Here is an 18,766-nt window from a genome sequence, read left to right on the forward strand (position 1 = left end):
GTACGTGATGTATCGTCCTCCACGGTCTGCGATATTAAGCACCAAAAATGCTTCTACATCTGATGATTCACAACCTTCTGTCCTGATAATATCGACTCATACATCAAATCGTGAATCTTAGTACGTGTATTACTCTTGATGAGTTTGTAATTATTAGGGTCGGGATAGACACGGTTGGACAAAAACACATAGACTAGGTCGTTTTCAGGATCAGCCCAAACCAATGTACCTGTAAACCCTGAGTGCCCAAATGATCGTTCAGAGGCATATTTAGAGGTGTTTCCTACTGCCTGACGTGGCTTATCCCATCCTAAGGCTCTACTATATTTAGGATCCGTTTTTTCTGTAAATAATTGTACCAAAGCTGGATCAAAATACTGTTTACCTCCATAGTAACCTCCTTGCATCATCATTTGCATGTACTTCGCTAGGTCATTGCTATTGGAGAACAAGCCCGCATGACCACTCACACCTCCAAGCAAGGCAGCATTGCGATCATGTACTTGACCTCTCAGTAGGTCATGACGAAACGAATCATCCTGTTCGGTCGGTGCGATTTGATCTGCCGAAAAATAGCGCAAAGGATTGTAAGAAGTGTGGTCCATAGAGAGCGGGTTATAGAATAGGCTATCCACCAATCTATCGAACCCCATTTTCTCTCGCTCCTCCACGGCATCTTTCATTATCATGAAACCCAGATCACTATATAGATAGCGGTACGTGTTGTCTGGATTTTTCAGGCTATTGTAGGTCGAGCTACCGATCCATGTAGAGATAGAATCCTCCCAATTAACCGACATGTATTCATATTTCTTTCTTTTGATCTCCTTTTTGTAATAGAACGCAGCACTGTCGATCAAGAATTCGGAATTCTTCCAAAACGGTAGATAAGAACGTAAGCCTGATTGATGCGTCAGCATATCCGAGACGATCAAATCGGACTTATCCGTTTCGCTAAACCTCGCAGAGAAATCCCCCAACCGACCATTTAAATCCAAATGCCCCTGTGCCACCTCTTGCATGATCATCGGCACAGTAGCTGCCGTCTTGGTGATCGAGGCTATATCGTAGATATGATCCCATGCTACTGGCACCAAGCTGTCATACGTCAAATAACCAAAAGACTTTTGATAAACAACAGCACCATCTTTGACCATCATGATTTGACACCCCGGAAACATCTGATCTTTGATTCCTTCCGCTACAATACTATCGATTTGATCAAGCTTTCTCACGTCAATCCCCAACAGTACCGGATCCATGTACTGCAACCTGCCCAAAGACTTTTTAGATACTCCCATCCTTTCTGATGTGCTACCCAAATAAGCAGGCAAAGTTCCCGAAACATCCACAGCACCAAAAGCCACCTGCACCATGAGTTCCATGCTTTGACTGTCATGTTCAGGCGTCCACAGCAAGGTTTCTAACCCCATGAGATACCGCAGATTTGACCAATGGCCCTGATAGATCACTCCAATCTGGTAAGTGTCCGCTAGTGACTCTATCAGCGATACATAATACTGGATCTCACTAACCCGAAAAACACTCGATAAGTCTACAATCACATGACTATGCAGAGGGATATTAACCTCCGCACTATCTGGACAATACGCCGACAACTCATCTAACGAATAGTGCTGGCCTGACTTGTACAAATCCATCGTGTGCCCCATCACTGACTGGTGTTCATGGGATGAGAAAGAATAAACCGGATACCCCATGAGGTTCTGTATCGGGAAGTAGCCTACTTCGTCTTTGATCAGGGTGATAGCCTTGGATTTAAAAGCATAGATCATGCGATCAGAGAACCGTTCTGTAGTGGGGTATATCGTATTGGGTTTTAATTGAATGGAATGCCAATGCTGGTAGTACTTTTTAACCGCAGTTTTAAAATAACTCTTCTTCGCCACCTCACTGTGCAACAATTGCTCGACTAGGTATGGGCTACCATTGTTCACGGTCGACCAGAGTACATCGACTCCTCTATTCCATTGGTTCTTTTTATGATCCTCCAGGCTTTTTCGGTCTAGCGACTCGATGACCAGCCCCTCAAACTTCGTTTGCTTCCTAAACGCTCGGCTCGGCTTTTTCTTGGTCAAGACATGATCTGCCACAGCACCAGACTCTAACCAAAGTACATTTTCCCAATTTATCTGTTCCCGGTACTTGGAAACAAAAGCTCTCGTGCCATTGCCAAACGACAAACTCACTCCACTATCCTTCAAAACAGACCAATACAACAATGTCTTTTGTACATCCAAATCATCAAAATAGACTGGCAATTGATCATAGTGCAATACATCTACCCCCATGTCTTGGAGCGTGGCAGCATTAGCCTCTGCCAGCTGACGAACCAAATCAAGGTCTGTCAAACAAGATACGATTTCATCCTCAGGCATCTCTCCCAGTCCATCAAAGGGAAGTTCGAATACACCACTCGCTTTGGCTGCTACGAGTGTAGCGACCACTGCCTCTCTTTCCAAAACCTGTATCCATTTTTTGACTTGCGCTCTATCACCGTCACTGATGTAGATAGCACCTATTCCATAGTTCAGGGCCAGGTTCATGACCACAGAACGATCATGCGCATCCTCGAACCTTGGTAGGTTCATATAGACTACTGGCAGTGCTGATTTGGTCTTGTTCCACGTCACATACAAGGAATCCCTGTCCGCAGATGTCCCTACCTCTGCGGCGTATCCCCATATACTGAGACCTAAAAAAAGAAAAACGATCAGACCAACCTGCTTCATGTATCGACGTAATAAATTATATTCTAAGTAACTTTGCTCTGGTAAGCGCAAGAACCTAAGAGAGGTGGGTTGTGGACAACAAATTGAATTTTTGTTTAAATAACAATCTATCATAAATTAGAGAATAACATAAACAATGCCACATATTTTTAACGACGAATACCTCAATTCACTATGAAAATACCGTCATTCATCAAAACCTCCAGATACAGTCGATTTCACATCGAGCCTAGATATTATGACCCGATCAAGGAAGAAATAGAAGGCAAGATGAAAGCGGCACGTGAGCGACTCAACCGACAAGGAGAAGAGGGCTCATCTATCGAGTATCAATCAAGTATATCGGCCGCTTTCGGCAAGCGAGAACGTCGGTCTGGTCAGACCTCTATCGTCCAACTCGGACTGGCGATGGCCATATTTGCACTCGTGGTTGGCTGGTTGTTTTTTGGCAATGATGTATTCTATGTTTTCCTACTACTCTCCCCATTATATTTCTATTTTCGCCTTAGAAAACGAAAAGCGCCTAGAGATTAATGCCTGATATCATCCACTTATTACCTGATGCGATCGCCAACCAAATAGCGGCTGGAGAAGTCGTCCAACGCCCTGCCTCTGTAGTCAAAGAACTACTCGAAAACAGCGTGGATGCAGGCAGTACCAAAATACAACTCATCGTCTCAGACGCAGGCAAAAACCTGATCCAAGTCATCGACGATGGCAAAGGCATGAGCGAAACAGATGCTCGCATGAGTTTCGAACGACATGCGACTTCCAAAATCCGAAAATCAGAGGATCTATTCAATATCCTAACCATGGGATTTAGGGGAGAAGCCTTAGCCTCTATCGCGGCAGTCGCACGCGTAGAACTCAAAACCAAAACAACTGATGCAGAACTAGGCAGCTCTATCATCATAGAAGCGTCTGAAGTCAAGAGCCAAGGCCCTGACTCGATGAACCAAGGCACGACACTATCGGTCAAAAACCTGTTCTACAATGTACCCGCCAGACGAAACTTCCTCAAAAGTAACTCTGTCGAGATGCGACACATCATTGACGAGTTTCAGCGGATATCACTAGCGAACCCACAGATTGGTTTTTCTTTGATCCAAAACGACAAAGAGGTCTACAATGCTCCCGCAGGGAAACTTAGCCAGCGCATCGTGCACCTCTTTGGGAAAAACTATCAAACCCAGCTCATCACCTGCCAAGAGGAGACCGAGTGGTTTAAAGTAACGGGGTATATCGGCAAACCGGAACACGCTAAGAAGACACGTGGCGAACAATTCTTCTTCGTCAACAACCGATTCATCAAGAGCAGTTACCTCAACCACGCGGTGCAAGGTGCCTACGAAGGCTTAATCAAAGATGATCAGCATCCGTTCTATACACTCTTCATCGAAATGGATCCAGCCCGCATCGATATCAACGTACACCCAACCAAGACCGAAATCAAATTCGAGGATGAGCGCAGCGTCTACGGCATCATCAAATCAGCCGTCAAGCAGGCACTAGGCGCACACAATGTCACGCCCTCTTTGGACTTTGAGACGGATGTCAACTTCGAAAACTTCGCCGTACACACCCAAAGATTCGAATCGGGTGCCACACACAAAGATTCAGGCTATGGCAATTTCAAGTCTTTGGATCAGAAACAAGGAAAGTCCGTCCGATGGGAGAGCCTCTATGAGAGTGCCATCAACGAATCTTCTCTATCTCCTGCCGAAATCCGACAAGAGGAAATGGCAGGCTTTGACCAGAGCATCCCCGACGAACCTCGCGAAAAGGTACAGATGGAGATCGCTTCCACCCTATCATCCAGCCATGATGCGCCGACCTCAGGGACATCTGACCCTGTACTGATGCATGAAAAATACGTCATGAAGCAAGTCAAATCAGGCGTCATGATACTGGATGCTACCCTAGCACATGAGCGCATCCTCTACGAAAACTATCTCGGGACGCTAGAAAACAAAACAGGGATGACGCAAAAAAGTCTCTTTCCGGTAAGTCTAGATCTGAGCCCTGCTGACTTTTCGCTCGTGATGGAGTTAGAAAAAGAAATCATGGCATTGGGTTTTGAATTTGAAGTATTCGGAGACAAAAGCATCGCCATCAATGGTGTCCCCGCTGATGTACAGCACATCAACGAAAAAGAACTGTTCGAAGGACTGATCGAGCAGTTCAAGTACAACAAATCCGAACTCTCACTCAACACCCAGGAGAGTATCGCCCGTGCCATGGCCAAACGATCTGCGAGTCGAACCAAAATTTCCAAAGAGACATTAGAACTCAAAACCCTCATAGACCGTTTGTTTGCCTGCAGCCAGCCTAACTATACACCCAATGGTACACCGACTTTTGTTATCTTGGGGCTCGAAAAAATTGTAGAATTTTTTAAGTACAAATAGATGTTTAATCTAACTCCTATGGTGAAGAACATCCTGATAATCAATATCGGGGTATTTCTGATCGGTTCTTTTCTTAATTTCAACCTGTCTCACTTATTTGGTGTCCATTACATCTTCTCAGATGGGTTCTTCATCTTCCAGTATGTAACCTACATGTGGTTGCACGCCAGTTTCATGCACTTGTTTGGCAACATGTTCGCCGTGCTGATTTTTGGTCCTATGCTGGAGCGCGTCTGGGGTGCCAAGAAGTTCTTGTTATTCTATCTCATCACGGGCATAGGAGCTGGTCTCCTCTATGGCGTAGCTGATACGGTAGAAAAGGGCCGTTTTAGCACAGACACCGAACAGTTCGTCGATCATCCAAACCCAGAGGAGTTTTACATCTATATTCATAACTATGCAGATGGCTATGACATGGTCAAGCTCGGAGATTTTGCGGATACTTACTACGACAACCCTGACAACCTCTCCTTCGCCAGCCAGGCAGTGAGCATTGTCAACCAGATCTACAATGAGATGTCTAACATCCCCATGGTCGGTGCGTCGGGTGCAGTCTTTGGGATACTCATGGCATTCGGGATGCTGTTCCCTAATACTGAACTCATGTTGCTGTTTCCTCCGATCCCTATCAAAGCCAAATATTTGGTATTTTTCTATGGAGCGTATGAACTATATTCGGAGATCAATCGTACCGGAGGAGACAATGTCGCCCACCTTGCCCACCTCAGTGGGATGTTGATCGCATTTATATTGTTGAAATACTGGGCTAGGAATGGCCGAGATTTTTATTAAAGTAAAGTAACGCTATGGACAATTTGATGGATGATTTTAAGAATGCATGGAAGAGACCTAACAATGCCCTTCCGCAGATCATCATTATTAACATTTCGGTATTTATAGTACTCGCTGTACTCAATTTCTTCGGGAAGATCGCTGGGATAGATTCGGTCTCCAACTTTATCATAGACCAATTCACCATCCCTTCTGCATTTGCAACGTTTTTGACGAGACCTTGGACGCTACTCACCTATGCCTTTGCGCATGATTTAACAGGTATCCTTCACATTCTCTTCAACATGCTGGTGCTGTACTGGTTTGGTCGGTTGATCGTAGAGTATATCGGCAATCAAAAACTGATCAACCTATATGTACTCGGCGCACTGGCGGGCGGTCTCATCTACCTGATGGTGTACAACCTGATCCCGTACTATATAGAGAGGTCCAACTTCAACGGAATGGTCGGAGCATCCGCAGCAGTCTATGCGATCACAGTGGCCGCAGCGACACTGCTGCCCAACTACACGTTCCACCTGATGTTCATCGGCCCTGTGAAGATCAAATACATCGCAGGGTTCTACATCGTCATCTCATTCTTGGGCGCAGTGGGTAGCAATGCTGGCGGCAATATCGCCCACCTAGGTGGGGCACTGATCGGCTTCTTATACATCAAACAACTGCAGTCGGGTACTGACTGGGGGATTTGGATCGGCAGCATTATGCGCTTTTTCAAAAGTCTATTTGTTCGACAGCCTAAGATCAAAGTCACCCATAAGAAAACCAAGAGCCAAAGCAGCAGTCGTAGTTCGTCATCTGCGACATCCAGTACAGGACACAACATCGCCGATCAGGCAGAAATCGACGCTATCCTAGACAAAATCTCACAGTCTGGCTATGAAAGCCTCTCCAAAGAAGAGAAACAAAAACTGTTCAATGCCAGCAAAAAGAGCTAAGAAGCAGGAAGAAACAAAAACGCCCTAGTTGATCTAATCAACTAGGGCGTTTTCATATCTGGATAAAACTCCGTTCTATTCCACTTCTTCCTCGACCTCTTCCTCTTCCAGTTCGGACACTGGTGTCAGGTTATCCGGGATCGCTTCTTCATCTGCGTCATATGGATACACCTCGACGATATTCGTCTTCGCGATCGATGGGATTTCGAAAGGTACCAGCATAGTGTTTAAGCTTTCGCTCACTCGCTCAAATGCCTGTTTGAGATCCTCCGCATTCACCAAAAAGTAGGTGTTGACTTTGACCTCCTTGTCACTATCACCATCCACTGTCGAATAGGATACTTTGGCTTTGTACCAATAGTCCGCATCTTCTAGATGCAGCAGTTCTCCGATATTGGTCTTCGTAATGCTATTGACAGAAAACTCACCGCTCACATCTCTCTCCATTGCCTCGTAGATACGGGACTCTGCCTCTGTATAAGTCAACGCATCCACCAAAAAAGCCTCTGTGGTCTGTTTCATCACACCCTCTTCATCGACCTTACCGTACTTTACTTTACACGAATACCAAATTCTCATTTTATATACTTTTGTACTGTTAAAAATCCATTTACTTCAGCCCAAAAGTAGAACTTAGCCTGACTAAATTCTAATAATACAAGTCCGATCCTTAAAGTATTTTATATTTTTACTTTTAGAAAAAATATAAAATCATATCTATGAGATTCATAACATTAGTACTCCTAACGATCAGCCTCAATACCTATGCCCAAGTGGGAGATCCCTTCCCAGAGATGTCTACCGAGTCGCTCACGCACCAGCTCATAGAAATACCCGATCATACCATGGGCAAATACACCCTGCTGTGTATCGCCTACTCCAAAAAAGCAGAAGAAGATCTCGGCAAATGGTTTTCGCCTATCTACACCAACTTTATCCAAAAATCGACAAGCCCATTTGCCTTTCACTACGACATCAACACCTATTTCATCCCGATGTTTACTGGAGCGAAACGACCCGCCTACAAGAAAGTGATGAAAAAAACGCAAGCGTCTGTCGATCCGCTGATCCAGCCTCACGTCCTCTTCTATGAGGGTACACTGATCGAATACAAAACCAAATTGGATTTTAATGATTCGAAAATCCCCTACTTCTACATTTTAGACCCAGAAGGCAAAATCATACACTTCACCTCTGGCAATTACTCAGACAAGAAAATGCAAGAAGTCATCAATGCTCTCGCTCCCTCACTGAAATAATCAAGTATCCCTCGGCAAACTACCCCATGACCCCATTGTAATTTTCCACTAGTTTGAAAACGCCAACTACTATTCTTGTCCTGTTGGAAGGTGGGAAATTCTTGGTCGGGTGTTTGTTTGGATGGTATGGCTACCAAAGATTCAATATTTGAAAACCAGGTAAAACCCACTATTGTTGGGCTTTTATGACCTTTGAACAAAAGCTAAGCTTACCTGAGCCTGAAGGTAAGCTTACCAGAGCCCCAACCTAAGCTTACTTCAGGGTGAACCTAAGCTTACCTCGACCCTGAGGTAAGGCAACATGGGAGCCGAACTAAGCTTAGGTTGGAGAGGTCAGAACTTTTTCGGAGAACATGATTGTAGTTTGAGCATTTGTCATGTGACATTCCGCTCACATGATCATATCTACAGCTGCTCAAGTGAGCCATGCCATCCTCGTCACAGACGAGGACGAGTCTAGGCTAAAAGGCCTGATTGCAGCATTTGGATTGACTAATGATCTTTATTTTGTTCGGTCAATTTTGCCATATACTGATTGAATGAAGGCAATCTTTCCCCCAAAACGGAGAAGAATTCTGAATCGGTATTTTCCACTGCTGTCAATGCTTTTTGTAGGATTTTAGCCCCTTCATGTGTCAGGGTGATTACTTTGGCTCTTGTATCTGTTTGGTGTTCTTGCCTACTGATAAATTTCTTTTCTTCTAGGGTTCTCAAAACTTTGGACACCATCATCCTGTCCGTATTACTTTGGTTAGCAATGTCAATTTGCGTTACCGCGTCACTGACCTTGGATAGCCATCCTAATGCTGCCAAAAGCACAAATTGTGTTTGCGTCAGGTTTAAAGGGTCTAATACTTTTTTTTGTTTTCTCTGCCACAACATTGTGAGTTGGCCTAGTAAATAGCCCGGGCTATCGTCAGGGCTTTTAAAAATGAATTCGATTTCTTTAGGCATAATGATCTTGGAGCATATGTGATGAGATTGTATCAAAGTCGTGTTGGTTGATTTCAAAGAAACCAAATCTAAATGGATAACCCCACTTTTTTTTGTTTTGAATAAACTCCAGATCATCAATCAAAGGAAGGATAGAAATGTCTTTGCTAGGGATAAATTCGACCTTTCGTCTAGCAGGACAAAAGTCTTCTGAAACTTGAAATTGATAGATCTCATCATCAATGATCTTTCCTAATGCAGTAAACTCTTGGCTTTTCTCTGGTTTGCCCATGGTTTGCTTTCCCGAATAAAAAATCACAAAGTCTCCTTTCTTCATTCTTTTTAATGGCGAAGATTTCCCGTGACAGGTTTGAGCGATTTCTTGTGCCATTGCCACTTTGACGTGATCTTTTGATGCGACGATTACCCAATTTTTCCGTGCTCTATCCATCATTTACAGTCATTTTGTTTCCAAAAATGTAATGATGTATCCGTCAGGGTCTTTTGCCATGATTGTTTTTCCAAACGGTGTATGGTTGATTTCACCTAAAAGAGTAACCCCTTTTTGAGTCAGTTGGCTTTGTAGTGCTTCGATTTTTCCGTCTATCGCAAACCAAAGTGAAGCACCAACCCCCAGTTCTTTTCCTTCTATGTCTCCAATGGGGGTTCGTATGGCAAAACTTGCTTCGCCTTTGTTGAACTTAAAAACGCAGGCGTATTGATTACTCATTTCTGACAACTCAAACCCTAACTTATTGGTGTAGAAGGCCTTTGACACTTCTAAATCCCTTACTTGAAGAGATGCAAAATCTAATTTCCTCATTTCATCTGTTTTGTTGTCGCAATTATAATATACACGACAACAATAAACAACCTTTTCACCTTGAGAGTCAAACTATTCATACTTGCATGTATGGAGAGCCCGCTCGGTCGCAAATGCATTGCGACCGAAATGTTCTAAAATATGAAGGTAGTGAGCATTTGTCATGTGACATTCCGCTCACATGATCATATCTACAGCTGCTCAAGTGAGCCATGCCATCCTCGTCACAGACGAGGACGAGTCTAGTCTATACCCTGCGAAGGTATCGATGCATCAACCAAAATCTCCAATTACTGTAGACTTGTACCGATTCGCTCGGAGCGAGGGCAACGATACATTTTCGCCCAACAGCCTCCCGAAATGCCCCCTCATCCACTAAAAACGCATGAGAAAGCGACAAAAACGCTAGCATACATTACCCACCACTTGGCAAGGACTAACCGTCACCTTGGAAACACACACAGTCTCCTCTCCAAGACTACTTGATGTTCATTAATGAATAGAGTCGTTCAATTATTGGATAGTTGATTTTCAAAGTGCTTGTTTCCTATTCGGTAGCTTAGTGGTCTAGGTATTCTTGCCTGATCCGGTTGCTCCTTGTAGACAAACCCAGTCCTGCAAACGGGTACCTAATCACAAAACAAAGAAAGATGAGAGCTATTTTACTAGGTATATTCATGTGCTGTACGATCGGTACTGCATCGAGTCAGATTATCAATACCCTCGCGCCAGCCTTTCCAGGTGCAGAAGGACACGGGCGGTTCACGACGGGAGGTCGTGGAGGTGAGGTCATCTACGTCACCAACCTCGACGACTCAGGAGACGGTAGTCTCAGAGAGGCCATCAAACAAAGCGGGCCACGTACTGTAGTATTCGCTGTATCGGGCATTATCGAACTACAGAGTGCACTCAAAATCACCAACGGTGACCTTACGATAGCTGGCCAGTCAGCTCCTGGCGAGGGCATTTGTCTCAAAAACTATAGCCTGCAGATCTCTGCTGACAACATCATCATCCGCTACATCAGTACCCGCATGGGAGATGAGAAAGCCTACGAAGGAGACGCCATTTGGGGACGCAATCAGCGCAATATCATCATCGACCACTGTTCGCTCAGCTGGAGTACTGACGAGTGCGGTTCGTTCTACGACAATGAGGCCTTCACCCTACAGTGGTGTATCCTCTCAGAAAGTCTACGGATCTCCGTGCATGACAAAGGCACGCACGGCTATGGCGGCATCTGGGGTGGACAAGGCGCATCGTTTCACCACAACCTCCTCGCACATCACGACAGCCGAAACCCACGCATGAACGGCAGTCGATACACGGGCAGGCCTGACTTAGAGTTGGTCGATTTTCGAAACAACGTCATCTACAACTGGGGAGCCAACAGTGGCTATGCAGGCGAAGGCGGAAGCTTCAACTTCGTCAACAACTACTACAGATCCGGACCGGCGACCAACAGCAGTAGACAGTATCAAATCTTCCAACCTGATGCAGACAATGGTAGCAACAGCAACCTCAGTGGCACACATGGATATTTCTATGTCGACGGCAACTACATGCATGGTAGCGAGACCGTCACCCAAGACAACTGGCAGGGTATAAATCCCAGCGGAAACTTGAGGGATGCAGATGTCAAATCAGAGGTGGAATTTGCCTATGGACAAATCACCACACATAGTGCGGAAGATGCCTTTGATAGAGTTTTGGATCATGCTGGAGCAAGTTTGTCCCGTGACATACACGACACGAGGATCACAAATGAAGCGCGCAACGGTACGACCACATATCTCGGGTCTACTACAGGAGACACCAAGCCCGGACTCATCGATACACAAGCAGATGTCGGTGGATGGTCGACCTACGATTCGTCTACTGCACCGACGGACACTGACCTAGACGGCATGCCCGATGACTGGGAGACGACTCACGGACTGGACAAGGATGATGCTTCGGACCGGAATCTCTACGACATGAGTGCGTTCTACACCAATGTAGAAATGTACCTCCACAGCCTCGTAGCGTCCCTCACTGAGGCGCAGCTGAGCGGAGGAGACACCAACTACGAAAACAACGAAACACCTGCCCTGCTGCTAGTAGACACAGAGAGCGACACCACCCAACATATCGAACTCGGTGAAGCCATCGCCGATATCGTGCTCACGTGGCAGAATGCCACAGGTGTCTCTGTGACCGGCTTGCCCGAAGGTATCACTGCAACAGATAATCCAGACGAACAAACGACAACACTCAGCGGCACACCTACAGTAGAAGGAATATTCACCTACTGGGCCAAGACAGCAGGTAACACCGCCAATGACAGTCTATCGGGCACACTCACTGTCCAGATCATACTCGAATCACCGCTCGCTCCGAATCAAGCCATGCTCTATCCCAATCCCCTCCACGATTCGGTACTACAGATCTCCACAGGGACGACCCAAGTCATTCGCTCGGTACACCTTGTCAACCAGACTGGACAAGTGATGCTCCGACAGCCCGGCAACTATCACTCTAACATGTCCCTCAACCTAGTGCTCGATGCTGGGATATACTTCGTACTAATCCAAACAGACACTGAAGTGATCACCAAAAAACTCATTCTGAACCCTTAGTATCATGATACGACTCTTGACGACTGCCCTACTCTTGTGTTGCTTTGCACAAAGTCAGGGACAACCCTCCGAAACCAAGGCTGCCATAGACGGCATCCTCTCTGAGATCTCTGTACCGACATTCCCCTCCTACACCACCAAGGTGACGCGCTTCGGCGCAAAAGGTGACTCGATCAGTGACGACCATTTGGCATTCGCCAAAGCCATGGCGGCCTGCAAGAAAAAAGGAGGAGGCACCATCGTCGTACCTGCGGGCACCTATACCCTCCACGGACCGATCCACTTCGTGAGCAATGTCAGGCTACACCTTGACCAAGGCGCCAAGATTCGATTCAGTTCGAACCCTGCAGACTACCTCCCAATGGTAATCACGAGCTGGGAAGGCACCATGCTCTACAACTACAGCCCCATGATCTACGCCTACCAAGCCGAAAACATCGCGATCACTGGTGAGGGAACCATCGATGGAGAGGGACATCTGTGGATGGATTGGAAACAAAAGGAACAGGCAGACAAACAACACAGTCGTGACATGAACCACGCCTCCACTCCGATCACTGAGCGACAGTTTGGCGAGGGGCACTACCTCAGGCCACAACTCCTGCAATTCTTTGATTGCAAAAACATCCTCATCGAAGGAATACACGTCGAAGACTCACCATTTTGGTGCCTACACATGTTGCGATGCTCCAACATCACGATGAGAGGCCTCTCCTATGATGCACACAACAAAAACAACGACGGGATCGATCTAGAGTACAGCCGCAACGTACTGATCGAGGACATAGACTTCAACAACGCCGACGACAACATCGCCATCAAAGCAGGACGCGATCACGAGGGCAGGGCCAACAGCATCACACCCAGCGAGAACATCGTGGTGCGCAACTGCCGATTCCAAGGGCTGCATGCCCTCGTCGTGGGCAGTGAAATGGCCGCAGGCGTCCGCAACGTCTACGTCCAAGACTGCCAAGCCAGTGGATACCTCAAGCGTGGCATATATCTCAAAACCAATACCGATCGAGGCGGATATATCCAAAACATCCACATGGATCGAGTCAGTCTCCTAGAAGTCGAGGACTGCTTCTACATCACCTCCAATTACCACAACGAAGGCAGTGGCGAGTACCCCTCACAGGTCTCCGACATCTACATCTCCAATGTCACCTGCCAGTCCGCCAATCAATCGGCCATCGTGATACAAGGTCATCCAGACAAGAAAATCAAAAACATCCAGCTGCGTAACATCAAAGTCAAAGAAGCTAAATATGGGCTCAGCATCACCGATGCACTAGATGTCACTCTCGAAGAGATCATCGTCGGCAAGGACATCACTGCGCCTACGTCCGTTCACTGACCAACCTCGAATCCCTCCAGAACAACGTGTGGTGAGGTTTGCGCTGGATTTGGTCGATAGCTAGTGGACAAAAAGCAACCATTGACTAGTCACTTACATTATTGACCCAAAGACATAACTCACTCAGAATCTATTTGGTTTGAGGTGTATCAAATCAGATAGCCCCCTACCCCAGACTATACAATCCTAATAGAATTTCTTGCTGTTCTTCTTCTTGTTTTTTTTCTTTTTGGAGAAGACCTCCTTGACTGCTTTTACCATATCTGTGAGAATAGAATAAGCCATGCTTCTCTTCGTGTATGTTTTGTATTGTGCCTTCATGATTGTATTGTTTTATAGGTAAACCAAAGAAATAATCCCACAGGCTATCACCACAGACTCTATCAATACCAACAAAGCCAACATCCAATCCTCCGTAGTGAATGGGCTGTTGGCTCTGTTCTGGTTGAAAAAATGCTTGTTGATCATCATGTAGAATTTCTTGACACGAAGAAGCCACATGGGTCTGATAAAGCACTGAGAGATGGATTAGAAATCGATTAGAAGTTAGCCTTCTGCGAGAGGGAGCACGACCCTGACCGTCGTCCCGACCCCCAACTCGGAGGTGATATGCATCTGTCCTTCGTGTAGCTTGACGATTTCATTGACGATAGACAGTCCTATCCCAGAGCCTGGAATCGCACCGACATTCATGGCTCTAAAAAACGGATCAGCAATCATGGGCAAATCCTCCTTCGGAATGCCTATCCCCCTATCCTCAAAGGCGATAGATACCGTATGATCCTTGGCATCAAACCCGATATGAAGCAAGACCGCTTGGTTATCCGAAAATTTCAAGGCGTTTTTAGCGATGTTAGAAAAGGCGATAATCAACCAGTTTTTGTTCCCTACGAGTTGGCATGACTCCTCCTCACTTTCGTAGTTTACCTTGATGCGGTCCTGGCCGAGGTAGCGAAACATAAAAGCCTGCAGCTCCAATATGACATCCTCGACCCTAAAACTTGTCTTCTCAAAGTACTTGCTCCCTCCTGTACTCACCTCTGTGAGTTGGATCAGGTCCGCTATGATCTGTGCTAGTTTATCCGTTTCGGTCATCACCACTTGTAGAAACCCCTGATACTCTTCGACCGTCCGGGTGCGCTGTAGCGCGACATCCGACTGCCCACTAATGATGGTGAGGGGCGTTTTCAATTCGTGAGAGGCATTCGCCAAAAATTTCTTCTGGAGGTCAAAACCCTTTTCCAACCTGTCCAACATCTCGTTGAGCGTCACTTCCAGCTGACGAACTTCATCGTTTCTCTCACTGACCACTACACGACTGGACAACTTGCTGGCATTGATTTCCTTGAGTTGAGCCGCTAGCGTTACGATAGGAAAGGTAATGTTCTTGGCAAAAAACCACCCCACCAAAAACTGAACGATCATCGTCAAAACCAACCCGGACAACATGCTGCTGACTAGATCACTTAGTTCCTCTTCGCTCTCGTCATCTACCGCCGTGAGTAGAATAATAAAGTCCCCCTGATTGTCCGTATAAAACAAGCTCACCCACTGCTGCGTGTCTTTGTAGTAGCGGTGTTCGCCATGACGAAGCGTCTCACGCAACACCTCTCGCTCCAGTACGCCCTCAGCTATCGATCCCAAAGTATCGGACACAGGGATTACATAGAGCCGCTCCTCGGTGAGTTTGACCGAATGACTCAGAATGATCTCTTGGTATATCTCTGCTGCCAACTCATCCTTTTCCAAAAGCACTTCCCCTTCGAGATTCGCTTTGTCCATCAGGTCATCAAAAAAATTATCTTCCATGTTGTCCTTAGAGGTGAAATACACCAAGGACATAAAGAAAAGTAAGGCAAGCCCCGTCAAAAAGGAAAACAATATCGCTACACGCAGGCGTATCATAAGTCCTCTATTTTGAGCACATAACCTATCCCCACCACAGTATGAATGATGCGGTCTTTCGCTTCCTTCTCAATCTTCTTTCTCAGGTAGTTGACATAGACATCTACGACATTGGTCGTCAACTCAAAGTCAATCCCCCAAACCTGATTGAGCAGTTGCTCCCTAGTCAACACCCTGTTTTTGTTGCGAATCAAACAACACAGCAACCGATATTCTGTATGGGTCAAATTGATCTTTTCTCCGTTGCGCTTGACTGATTTGAGGTGATCATCGACCACTATATCCGCAAAGCTCAAGATGTGATCATCGACTACCTTCTCTCGGGTAGCACTACGCCGTGTCACGGCAGTTATCCTCGCGATCAGTTCTTCGAACTTGAAGGGCTTGACCAAGTAATCATCCGCTCCTGTTTCCAGTCCAGATATGACGTTTTCGGTAGTGCCTAGGGCAGTCAACATGATGATGGGCGTTTGAATCTTCTTTTCACGTGCTTGACGCAAAAAATCCATACCATTGATGCCTGGCAGCATGATATCCAACAGCACCAAATCATACTCATGCCCCACGAGCATCTCGAACCCCGACTGTCCATCCAAAGCTACCGAAACACTGTGACCATGTTCTTCGAGTCCCATTTTCAGAAATGAAACCACCTGCACTTCATCCTCAACAAGCAATATTTTCATCTGACAAAAAGTAAATTCGAGTAAAATTCCACAATATTCCTTTACCCTGACACCTTTTGGAATTAGAATGTAATGAGAGAAGCGCTGAACCCCGCCATCACGAATAAAATAGCGTTCGCTTACTTTACCCGTCACGCTTGTTCAGGCGGATGTTATTAGAGGCAGCACCTCTTTCTAAGACTCTGGCAAGCCTTTTTTAAGCACTGATGCTGCTCCTCGCGAGCAGCATCACGCCCAAGTTTATAACAAACTTCATTTGAGATTTATTATTATTTCCCCCTTCACGAGAAGAATGATTACTCTGAAAGCTGAATCAAGAAACCACCGTTGGGTTTCAAAATAATTGGCAATTGGCCGTCTTCAGCAACAGTGATTTGATCTTGCACCAAGTCTCTGTTGGTCATGCCGTCATTGATCATGGTTCCTTGGAGTCCTTTGACAAAAGAAAGATCCAAAGTCAACGCCTTTTCTTCGGTTTCCCCATTGATACCAGCGATGAACCAGTTCTTGCCACTGCGACGGGCCATCACGACCTGCTTGCCAGGGAATCCATCGACAAATACGGTCTCATCCCATTTGACAGGTACGGCGCGCATTGCCTCACGCACAAACTCTGGAACGGCCTGCATACCCTCTGCCGTCTCTGCATAGTGCTGCACACCCGACACGAATAGTACCGATAAAGCCAATTCGAAACCATTGGAGGACAAACGTTTGATGTTCGGTATCTCCGAGAATGCCACGGGCGTGAAATCCATCGGATCGAATACGTTTCGAGTGAACGGCAACATCGCACAATGTGGCACTGCTACATCTGCATCCTTTTGATCGAAAGTGATAAACTCCATCCCTTTGATCGACTCCATAGAGACGAGGTTAGGATAAGTTCTCTGCCAGCCACGAGGCAAAGTACAGCCGTGAAAGTTGACCATGATTCCCGCCTCTGCAGCATCCGTCAATATCTCGTGATAATACTCAATCACCGACTGACCGTCTCCACCGAAGAAGTCAATCTTCACTCCTTTGACACCCATCTCTTTGATACGCTTAAACTCTGCCATTCTAGACTCAGGAGTCAGCATCATATCCTTTGGGGTCTGAAAAGTCTCATTCCAATTGCCTGCTGAGTTGTACCACAGCAATAAGCCTACGTCTTTGGTCGCTGCATAGTCTACCAGCTCTTGAATCTTTTCATAGCCGATCTGCGTATCCCAGAGCGCATCGATGAGGCAGTACTCCCAGCCCATGTCTGAGGCATAGTCTATGAACTGCTTGGATACGGGGTAGTTGGTCATATCGTCCTTGAGTAGTACCCAGCTCCAAGAGGCACGTCCTGGCTCTACCCATGAGAAATCCCCTGCAATCGCAGGAGTCGCGACATCAGTTCCCAGCGTAGACTCGGTCACGGTCTTGAGCGAACCAATCGCCAATACTCTCCACGGGCTATACCATGGCAAAGTCGACTCAGGATACAACTCCCCATCAAATATCTGCTCTGCATCTTGTGGAAAACCTACCTTGTATTCCCCTTCTGGAGATTTTGGTTCGAGTCTCGTCGCACAGTAGTTTTTGTCCAGCCCTGCTTCGGAGATGATCACCCAGTTGTCTCCTGTCTTGAACAACGCAGGGTACACCCAGCCTGCTTTGGTAGGACTGGCTTGATTCACTGATATATCCATCAAGTAATTTTCCTCATAAGACGGATTGCACTGTGCCCAGCCCGTCTTGGCATCTGCGCATGGTTGCAACCATGCACGGGCATCGTTTGGCAAATTGAAAGTCGTCAGTTCGTCCGTGATGAACTTCTGCTCTCCAGTCTCTCCCAAAAAATGGTAACGAAAAGCCACTCCATCATCTGAGAGTTGGAAGATCACTTCCATGATTTGATCCTGTGCATTCGCGAAAGTGAAAACCTTTTGGTTGGCAAGATACTGGTTGTCTCGTCTCTTCCCTACTTTGAGCGTATAACTATCCTTGATCGATTTGCTCTCCGATGAAGCGGTCAATTTCAGTCCTGCAGTAAATTCCCCATCCTGTCTGCGTACACCCAGTTGGGATGTCTCTAGGACGGCAGTGCCATCTTTGGTTACTGAGTAGCTAGCATTCCCTGTTTCGGATAGTGCCACCGTCAGTACCAACGTGCCATCTGGGCTGCTGACTTGGTTGGAGGTAGTATCTACAGAGGGCTGACAAGAATAGAACAATCCTATCATCGCCATCCATGCAATCATCTTTCTTTTAAACATGCTTGTAGTCTTTTGTTTGTTTTAGAATTTCAAGCAATAAATATAGTG

General features: G+C 46.2%; 17 protein-coding genes. 8 read left to right on the forward strand and 9 right to left on the reverse strand.

The window, feature by feature from the left end; all coding sequences use genetic code 11:
- Window positions 1-53: 53 nt before the first annotated feature.
- Complete coding sequence (locus BUB99_RS16990; RefSeq protein WP_073124536.1) at window positions 54-2,753, reverse strand: serine hydrolase domain-containing protein; 2,700 nt, start codon at window positions 2,751-2,753, stop codon at window positions 54-56.
- A 174-nt stretch (window positions 2,754-2,927) separates the two neighbouring features.
- Between BUB99_RS16990 and BUB99_RS16995 the strand changes: the two genes are divergently transcribed.
- Genes BUB99_RS16995 through BUB99_RS17010 form a run of 4 tightly spaced genes read left to right on the forward strand, consistent with a single transcriptional unit; the run spans window position 2,928 to window position 6,891 of the window.
- Window positions 2,928-3,287 (forward strand): hypothetical protein, encoded by a 360-nt coding sequence (locus BUB99_RS16995; RefSeq protein ID WP_073124538.1) that lies wholly within the window; start codon window positions 2,928-2,930, stop codon window positions 3,285-3,287.
- Window positions 3,287-5,161 carry a DNA mismatch repair endonuclease MutL gene (gene mutL / locus BUB99_RS17000; protein WP_073124539.1) on the forward strand — a complete coding sequence of 625 codons (1,875 nt, stop codon included), beginning with the start codon at window positions 3,287-3,289 and terminating at the stop codon, window positions 5,159-5,161. The genes BUB99_RS16995 and mutL overlap by 1 nt, the downstream gene beginning before the upstream one ends.
- Complete coding sequence (locus BUB99_RS17005) at window positions 5,162-5,953, forward strand: rhomboid family intramembrane serine protease (RefSeq protein WP_073124541.1); 792 nt, start codon at window positions 5,162-5,164, stop codon at window positions 5,951-5,953. It abuts the gene before it with no gap.
- A 14-nt stretch (window positions 5,954-5,967) separates the two neighbouring features.
- Window positions 5,968-6,891 (forward strand): rhomboid family protein, encoded by a 924-nt coding sequence (locus BUB99_RS17010; protein ID WP_073124543.1) that lies wholly within the window; start codon window positions 5,968-5,970, stop codon window positions 6,889-6,891.
- Between the two features lie 75 nt (window positions 6,892-6,966).
- Here BUB99_RS17010 and BUB99_RS17015 read toward each other — a convergent pair whose 3' ends face one another.
- Window positions 6,967-7,470: a DUF4494 domain-containing protein gene (locus tag BUB99_RS17015; RefSeq protein WP_073124545.1), complete on the reverse strand. Its 504-nt coding sequence runs from the start codon at window positions 7,468-7,470 to the stop codon at window positions 6,967-6,969.
- A 140-nt stretch (window positions 7,471-7,610) separates the two neighbouring features.
- On the opposite strand from BUB99_RS17015, the gene BUB99_RS17020 reads away from it, so the two are divergent.
- Window positions 7,611-8,150, forward strand: coding sequence for a hypothetical protein (locus BUB99_RS17020; protein ID WP_073124547.1), 540 nt, complete (start codon window positions 7,611-7,613; stop codon window positions 8,148-8,150).
- A gap of 492 nt (window positions 8,151-8,642) precedes the next feature.
- On the opposite strand, the gene BUB99_RS17025 is transcribed toward BUB99_RS17020, so the two are convergent.
- Genes BUB99_RS17025 through BUB99_RS17035 form a run of 3 tightly spaced genes read right to left on the reverse strand, consistent with a single transcriptional unit; the run spans window position 8,643 to window position 9,906 of the window.
- Entirely contained in the window at window positions 8,643-9,104 is a 462-nt protein-coding gene (locus BUB99_RS17025) for a MarR family winged helix-turn-helix transcriptional regulator (protein WP_073124549.1), read from the reverse strand.
- On the reverse strand, window positions 9,097-9,537 hold the full coding sequence (locus tag BUB99_RS17030) for an EVE domain-containing protein (protein ID WP_073124551.1): 441 nt from the start codon (window positions 9,535-9,537) through the stop codon (window positions 9,097-9,099). The genes BUB99_RS17025 and BUB99_RS17030 overlap by 8 nt, the downstream gene beginning before the upstream one ends.
- A gap of 6 nt (window positions 9,538-9,543) precedes the next feature.
- On the reverse strand, window positions 9,544-9,906 hold the full coding sequence (locus tag BUB99_RS17035) for a VOC family protein (RefSeq protein WP_073124553.1): 363 nt from the start codon (window positions 9,904-9,906) through the stop codon (window positions 9,544-9,546).
- A 181-nt stretch (window positions 9,907-10,087) separates the two neighbouring features.
- Here BUB99_RS17035 and BUB99_RS20275 point away from each other — a divergent pair, with 181 nt between their 5' ends.
- From BUB99_RS20275 to BUB99_RS17045, 3 genes are all read left to right on the forward strand, one after another.
- Window positions 10,088-10,285: a hypothetical protein gene (locus tag BUB99_RS20275; protein ID WP_139281075.1), complete on the forward strand. Its 198-nt coding sequence runs from the start codon at window positions 10,088-10,090 to the stop codon at window positions 10,283-10,285.
- A gap of 271 nt (window positions 10,286-10,556) precedes the next feature.
- Window positions 10,557-12,524: a T9SS type A sorting domain-containing protein gene (locus tag BUB99_RS17040; RefSeq protein WP_139281076.1), complete on the forward strand. Its 1,968-nt coding sequence runs from the start codon at window positions 10,557-10,559 to the stop codon at window positions 12,522-12,524.
- A 4-nt stretch (window positions 12,525-12,528) separates the two neighbouring features.
- Entirely contained in the window at window positions 12,529-13,881 is a 1,353-nt protein-coding gene (locus BUB99_RS17045) for a glycoside hydrolase family 28 protein (protein WP_084190621.1), read from the forward strand.
- A 166-nt stretch (window positions 13,882-14,047) separates the two neighbouring features.
- Here BUB99_RS17045 and BUB99_RS20280 read toward each other — a convergent pair whose 3' ends face one another.
- The 4 genes from BUB99_RS20280 to BUB99_RS17060 form a co-directional block, all read right to left on the reverse strand.
- The gene (locus tag BUB99_RS20280; protein ID WP_139281077.1) at window positions 14,048-14,398 is read right to left on the reverse strand and encodes a hypothetical protein; all 351 of its coding nucleotides are present in this window, start codon (window positions 14,396-14,398) and stop codon (window positions 14,048-14,050) included.
- A 29-nt stretch (window positions 14,399-14,427) separates the two neighbouring features.
- Entirely contained in the window at window positions 14,428-15,786 is a 1,359-nt protein-coding gene (locus BUB99_RS17050) for a sensor histidine kinase (protein WP_084190622.1), read from the reverse strand.
- Window positions 15,783-16,472, reverse strand: a complete 690-nt coding sequence (locus tag BUB99_RS17055; protein WP_073124557.1) for a response regulator transcription factor — start codon at window positions 16,470-16,472, stop codon at window positions 15,783-15,785. Before BUB99_RS17055 ends, BUB99_RS17050 begins: the two co-directional genes overlap by 4 nt.
- Before the next feature lie 296 nt (window positions 16,473-16,768).
- Complete coding sequence (locus BUB99_RS17060; RefSeq protein WP_073124559.1) at window positions 16,769-18,718, reverse strand: glycoside hydrolase family 97 protein; 1,950 nt, start codon at window positions 18,716-18,718, stop codon at window positions 16,769-16,771.
- Window positions 18,719-18,766 lie beyond the last annotated feature (48 nt).

It is taken from the genome of Reichenbachiella agariperforans (genome assembly GCF_900142205.1).
GTDB lineage: Bacteria > Bacteroidota > Bacteroidia > Cytophagales > Cyclobacteriaceae > Reichenbachiella > Reichenbachiella agariperforans.

Excerpts from the sequence above, each read along its gene's own strand:
- BUB99_RS16990 (WP_073124536.1), bottom strand. The coding sequence starts at position 2,753 with ATGAAGCAGGTTGGTCTGATCGTTTTTCTTTTTTTAGGTCTCAGTATA.
- BUB99_RS16995 (WP_073124538.1), top strand. The coding sequence starts at position 2,928 with ATGAAAATACCGTCATTCATCAAAACCTCCAGATACAGTCGATTTCAC.
- mutL (WP_073124539.1), top strand. The coding sequence starts at position 3,287 with ATGCCTGATATCATCCACTTATTACCTGATGCGATCGCCAACCAAATA.
- BUB99_RS17005 (WP_073124541.1), top strand. The coding sequence starts at position 5,162 with ATGTTTAATCTAACTCCTATGGTGAAGAACATCCTGATAATCAATATC.
- BUB99_RS17010 (WP_073124543.1), top strand. The coding sequence starts at position 5,968 with ATGGACAATTTGATGGATGATTTTAAGAATGCATGGAAGAGACCTAAC.
- BUB99_RS17015 (WP_073124545.1), bottom strand. The coding sequence starts at position 7,470 with ATGAGAATTTGGTATTCGTGTAAAGTAAAGTACGGTAAGGTCGATGAA.
- BUB99_RS17020 (WP_073124547.1), top strand. The coding sequence starts at position 7,611 with ATGAGATTCATAACATTAGTACTCCTAACGATCAGCCTCAATACCTAT.
- BUB99_RS17025 (WP_073124549.1), bottom strand. The coding sequence starts at position 9,104 with ATGCCTAAAGAAATCGAATTCATTTTTAAAAGCCCTGACGATAGCCCG.
- BUB99_RS17030 (WP_073124551.1), bottom strand. The coding sequence starts at position 9,537 with ATGATGGATAGAGCACGGAAAAATTGGGTAATCGTCGCATCAAAAGAT.
- BUB99_RS17035 (WP_073124553.1), bottom strand. The coding sequence starts at position 9,906 with ATGAGGAAATTAGATTTTGCATCTCTTCAAGTAAGGGATTTAGAAGTG.
- BUB99_RS20275 (WP_139281075.1), top strand. The coding sequence starts at position 10,088 with ATGATCATATCTACAGCTGCTCAAGTGAGCCATGCCATCCTCGTCACA.
- BUB99_RS17040 (WP_139281076.1), top strand. The coding sequence starts at position 10,557 with ATGAGAGCTATTTTACTAGGTATATTCATGTGCTGTACGATCGGTACT.
- BUB99_RS17045 (WP_084190621.1), top strand. The coding sequence starts at position 12,529 with ATGATACGACTCTTGACGACTGCCCTACTCTTGTGTTGCTTTGCACAA.
- BUB99_RS17050 (WP_084190622.1), bottom strand. The coding sequence starts at position 15,786 with ATGATACGCCTGCGTGTAGCGATATTGTTTTCCTTTTTGACGGGGCTT.
- BUB99_RS17055 (WP_073124557.1), bottom strand. The coding sequence starts at position 16,472 with ATGAAAATATTGCTTGTTGAGGATGAAGTGCAGGTGGTTTCATTTCTG.
- BUB99_RS17060 (WP_073124559.1), bottom strand. The coding sequence starts at position 18,718 with ATGTTTAAAAGAAAGATGATTGCATGGATGGCGATGATAGGATTGTTC.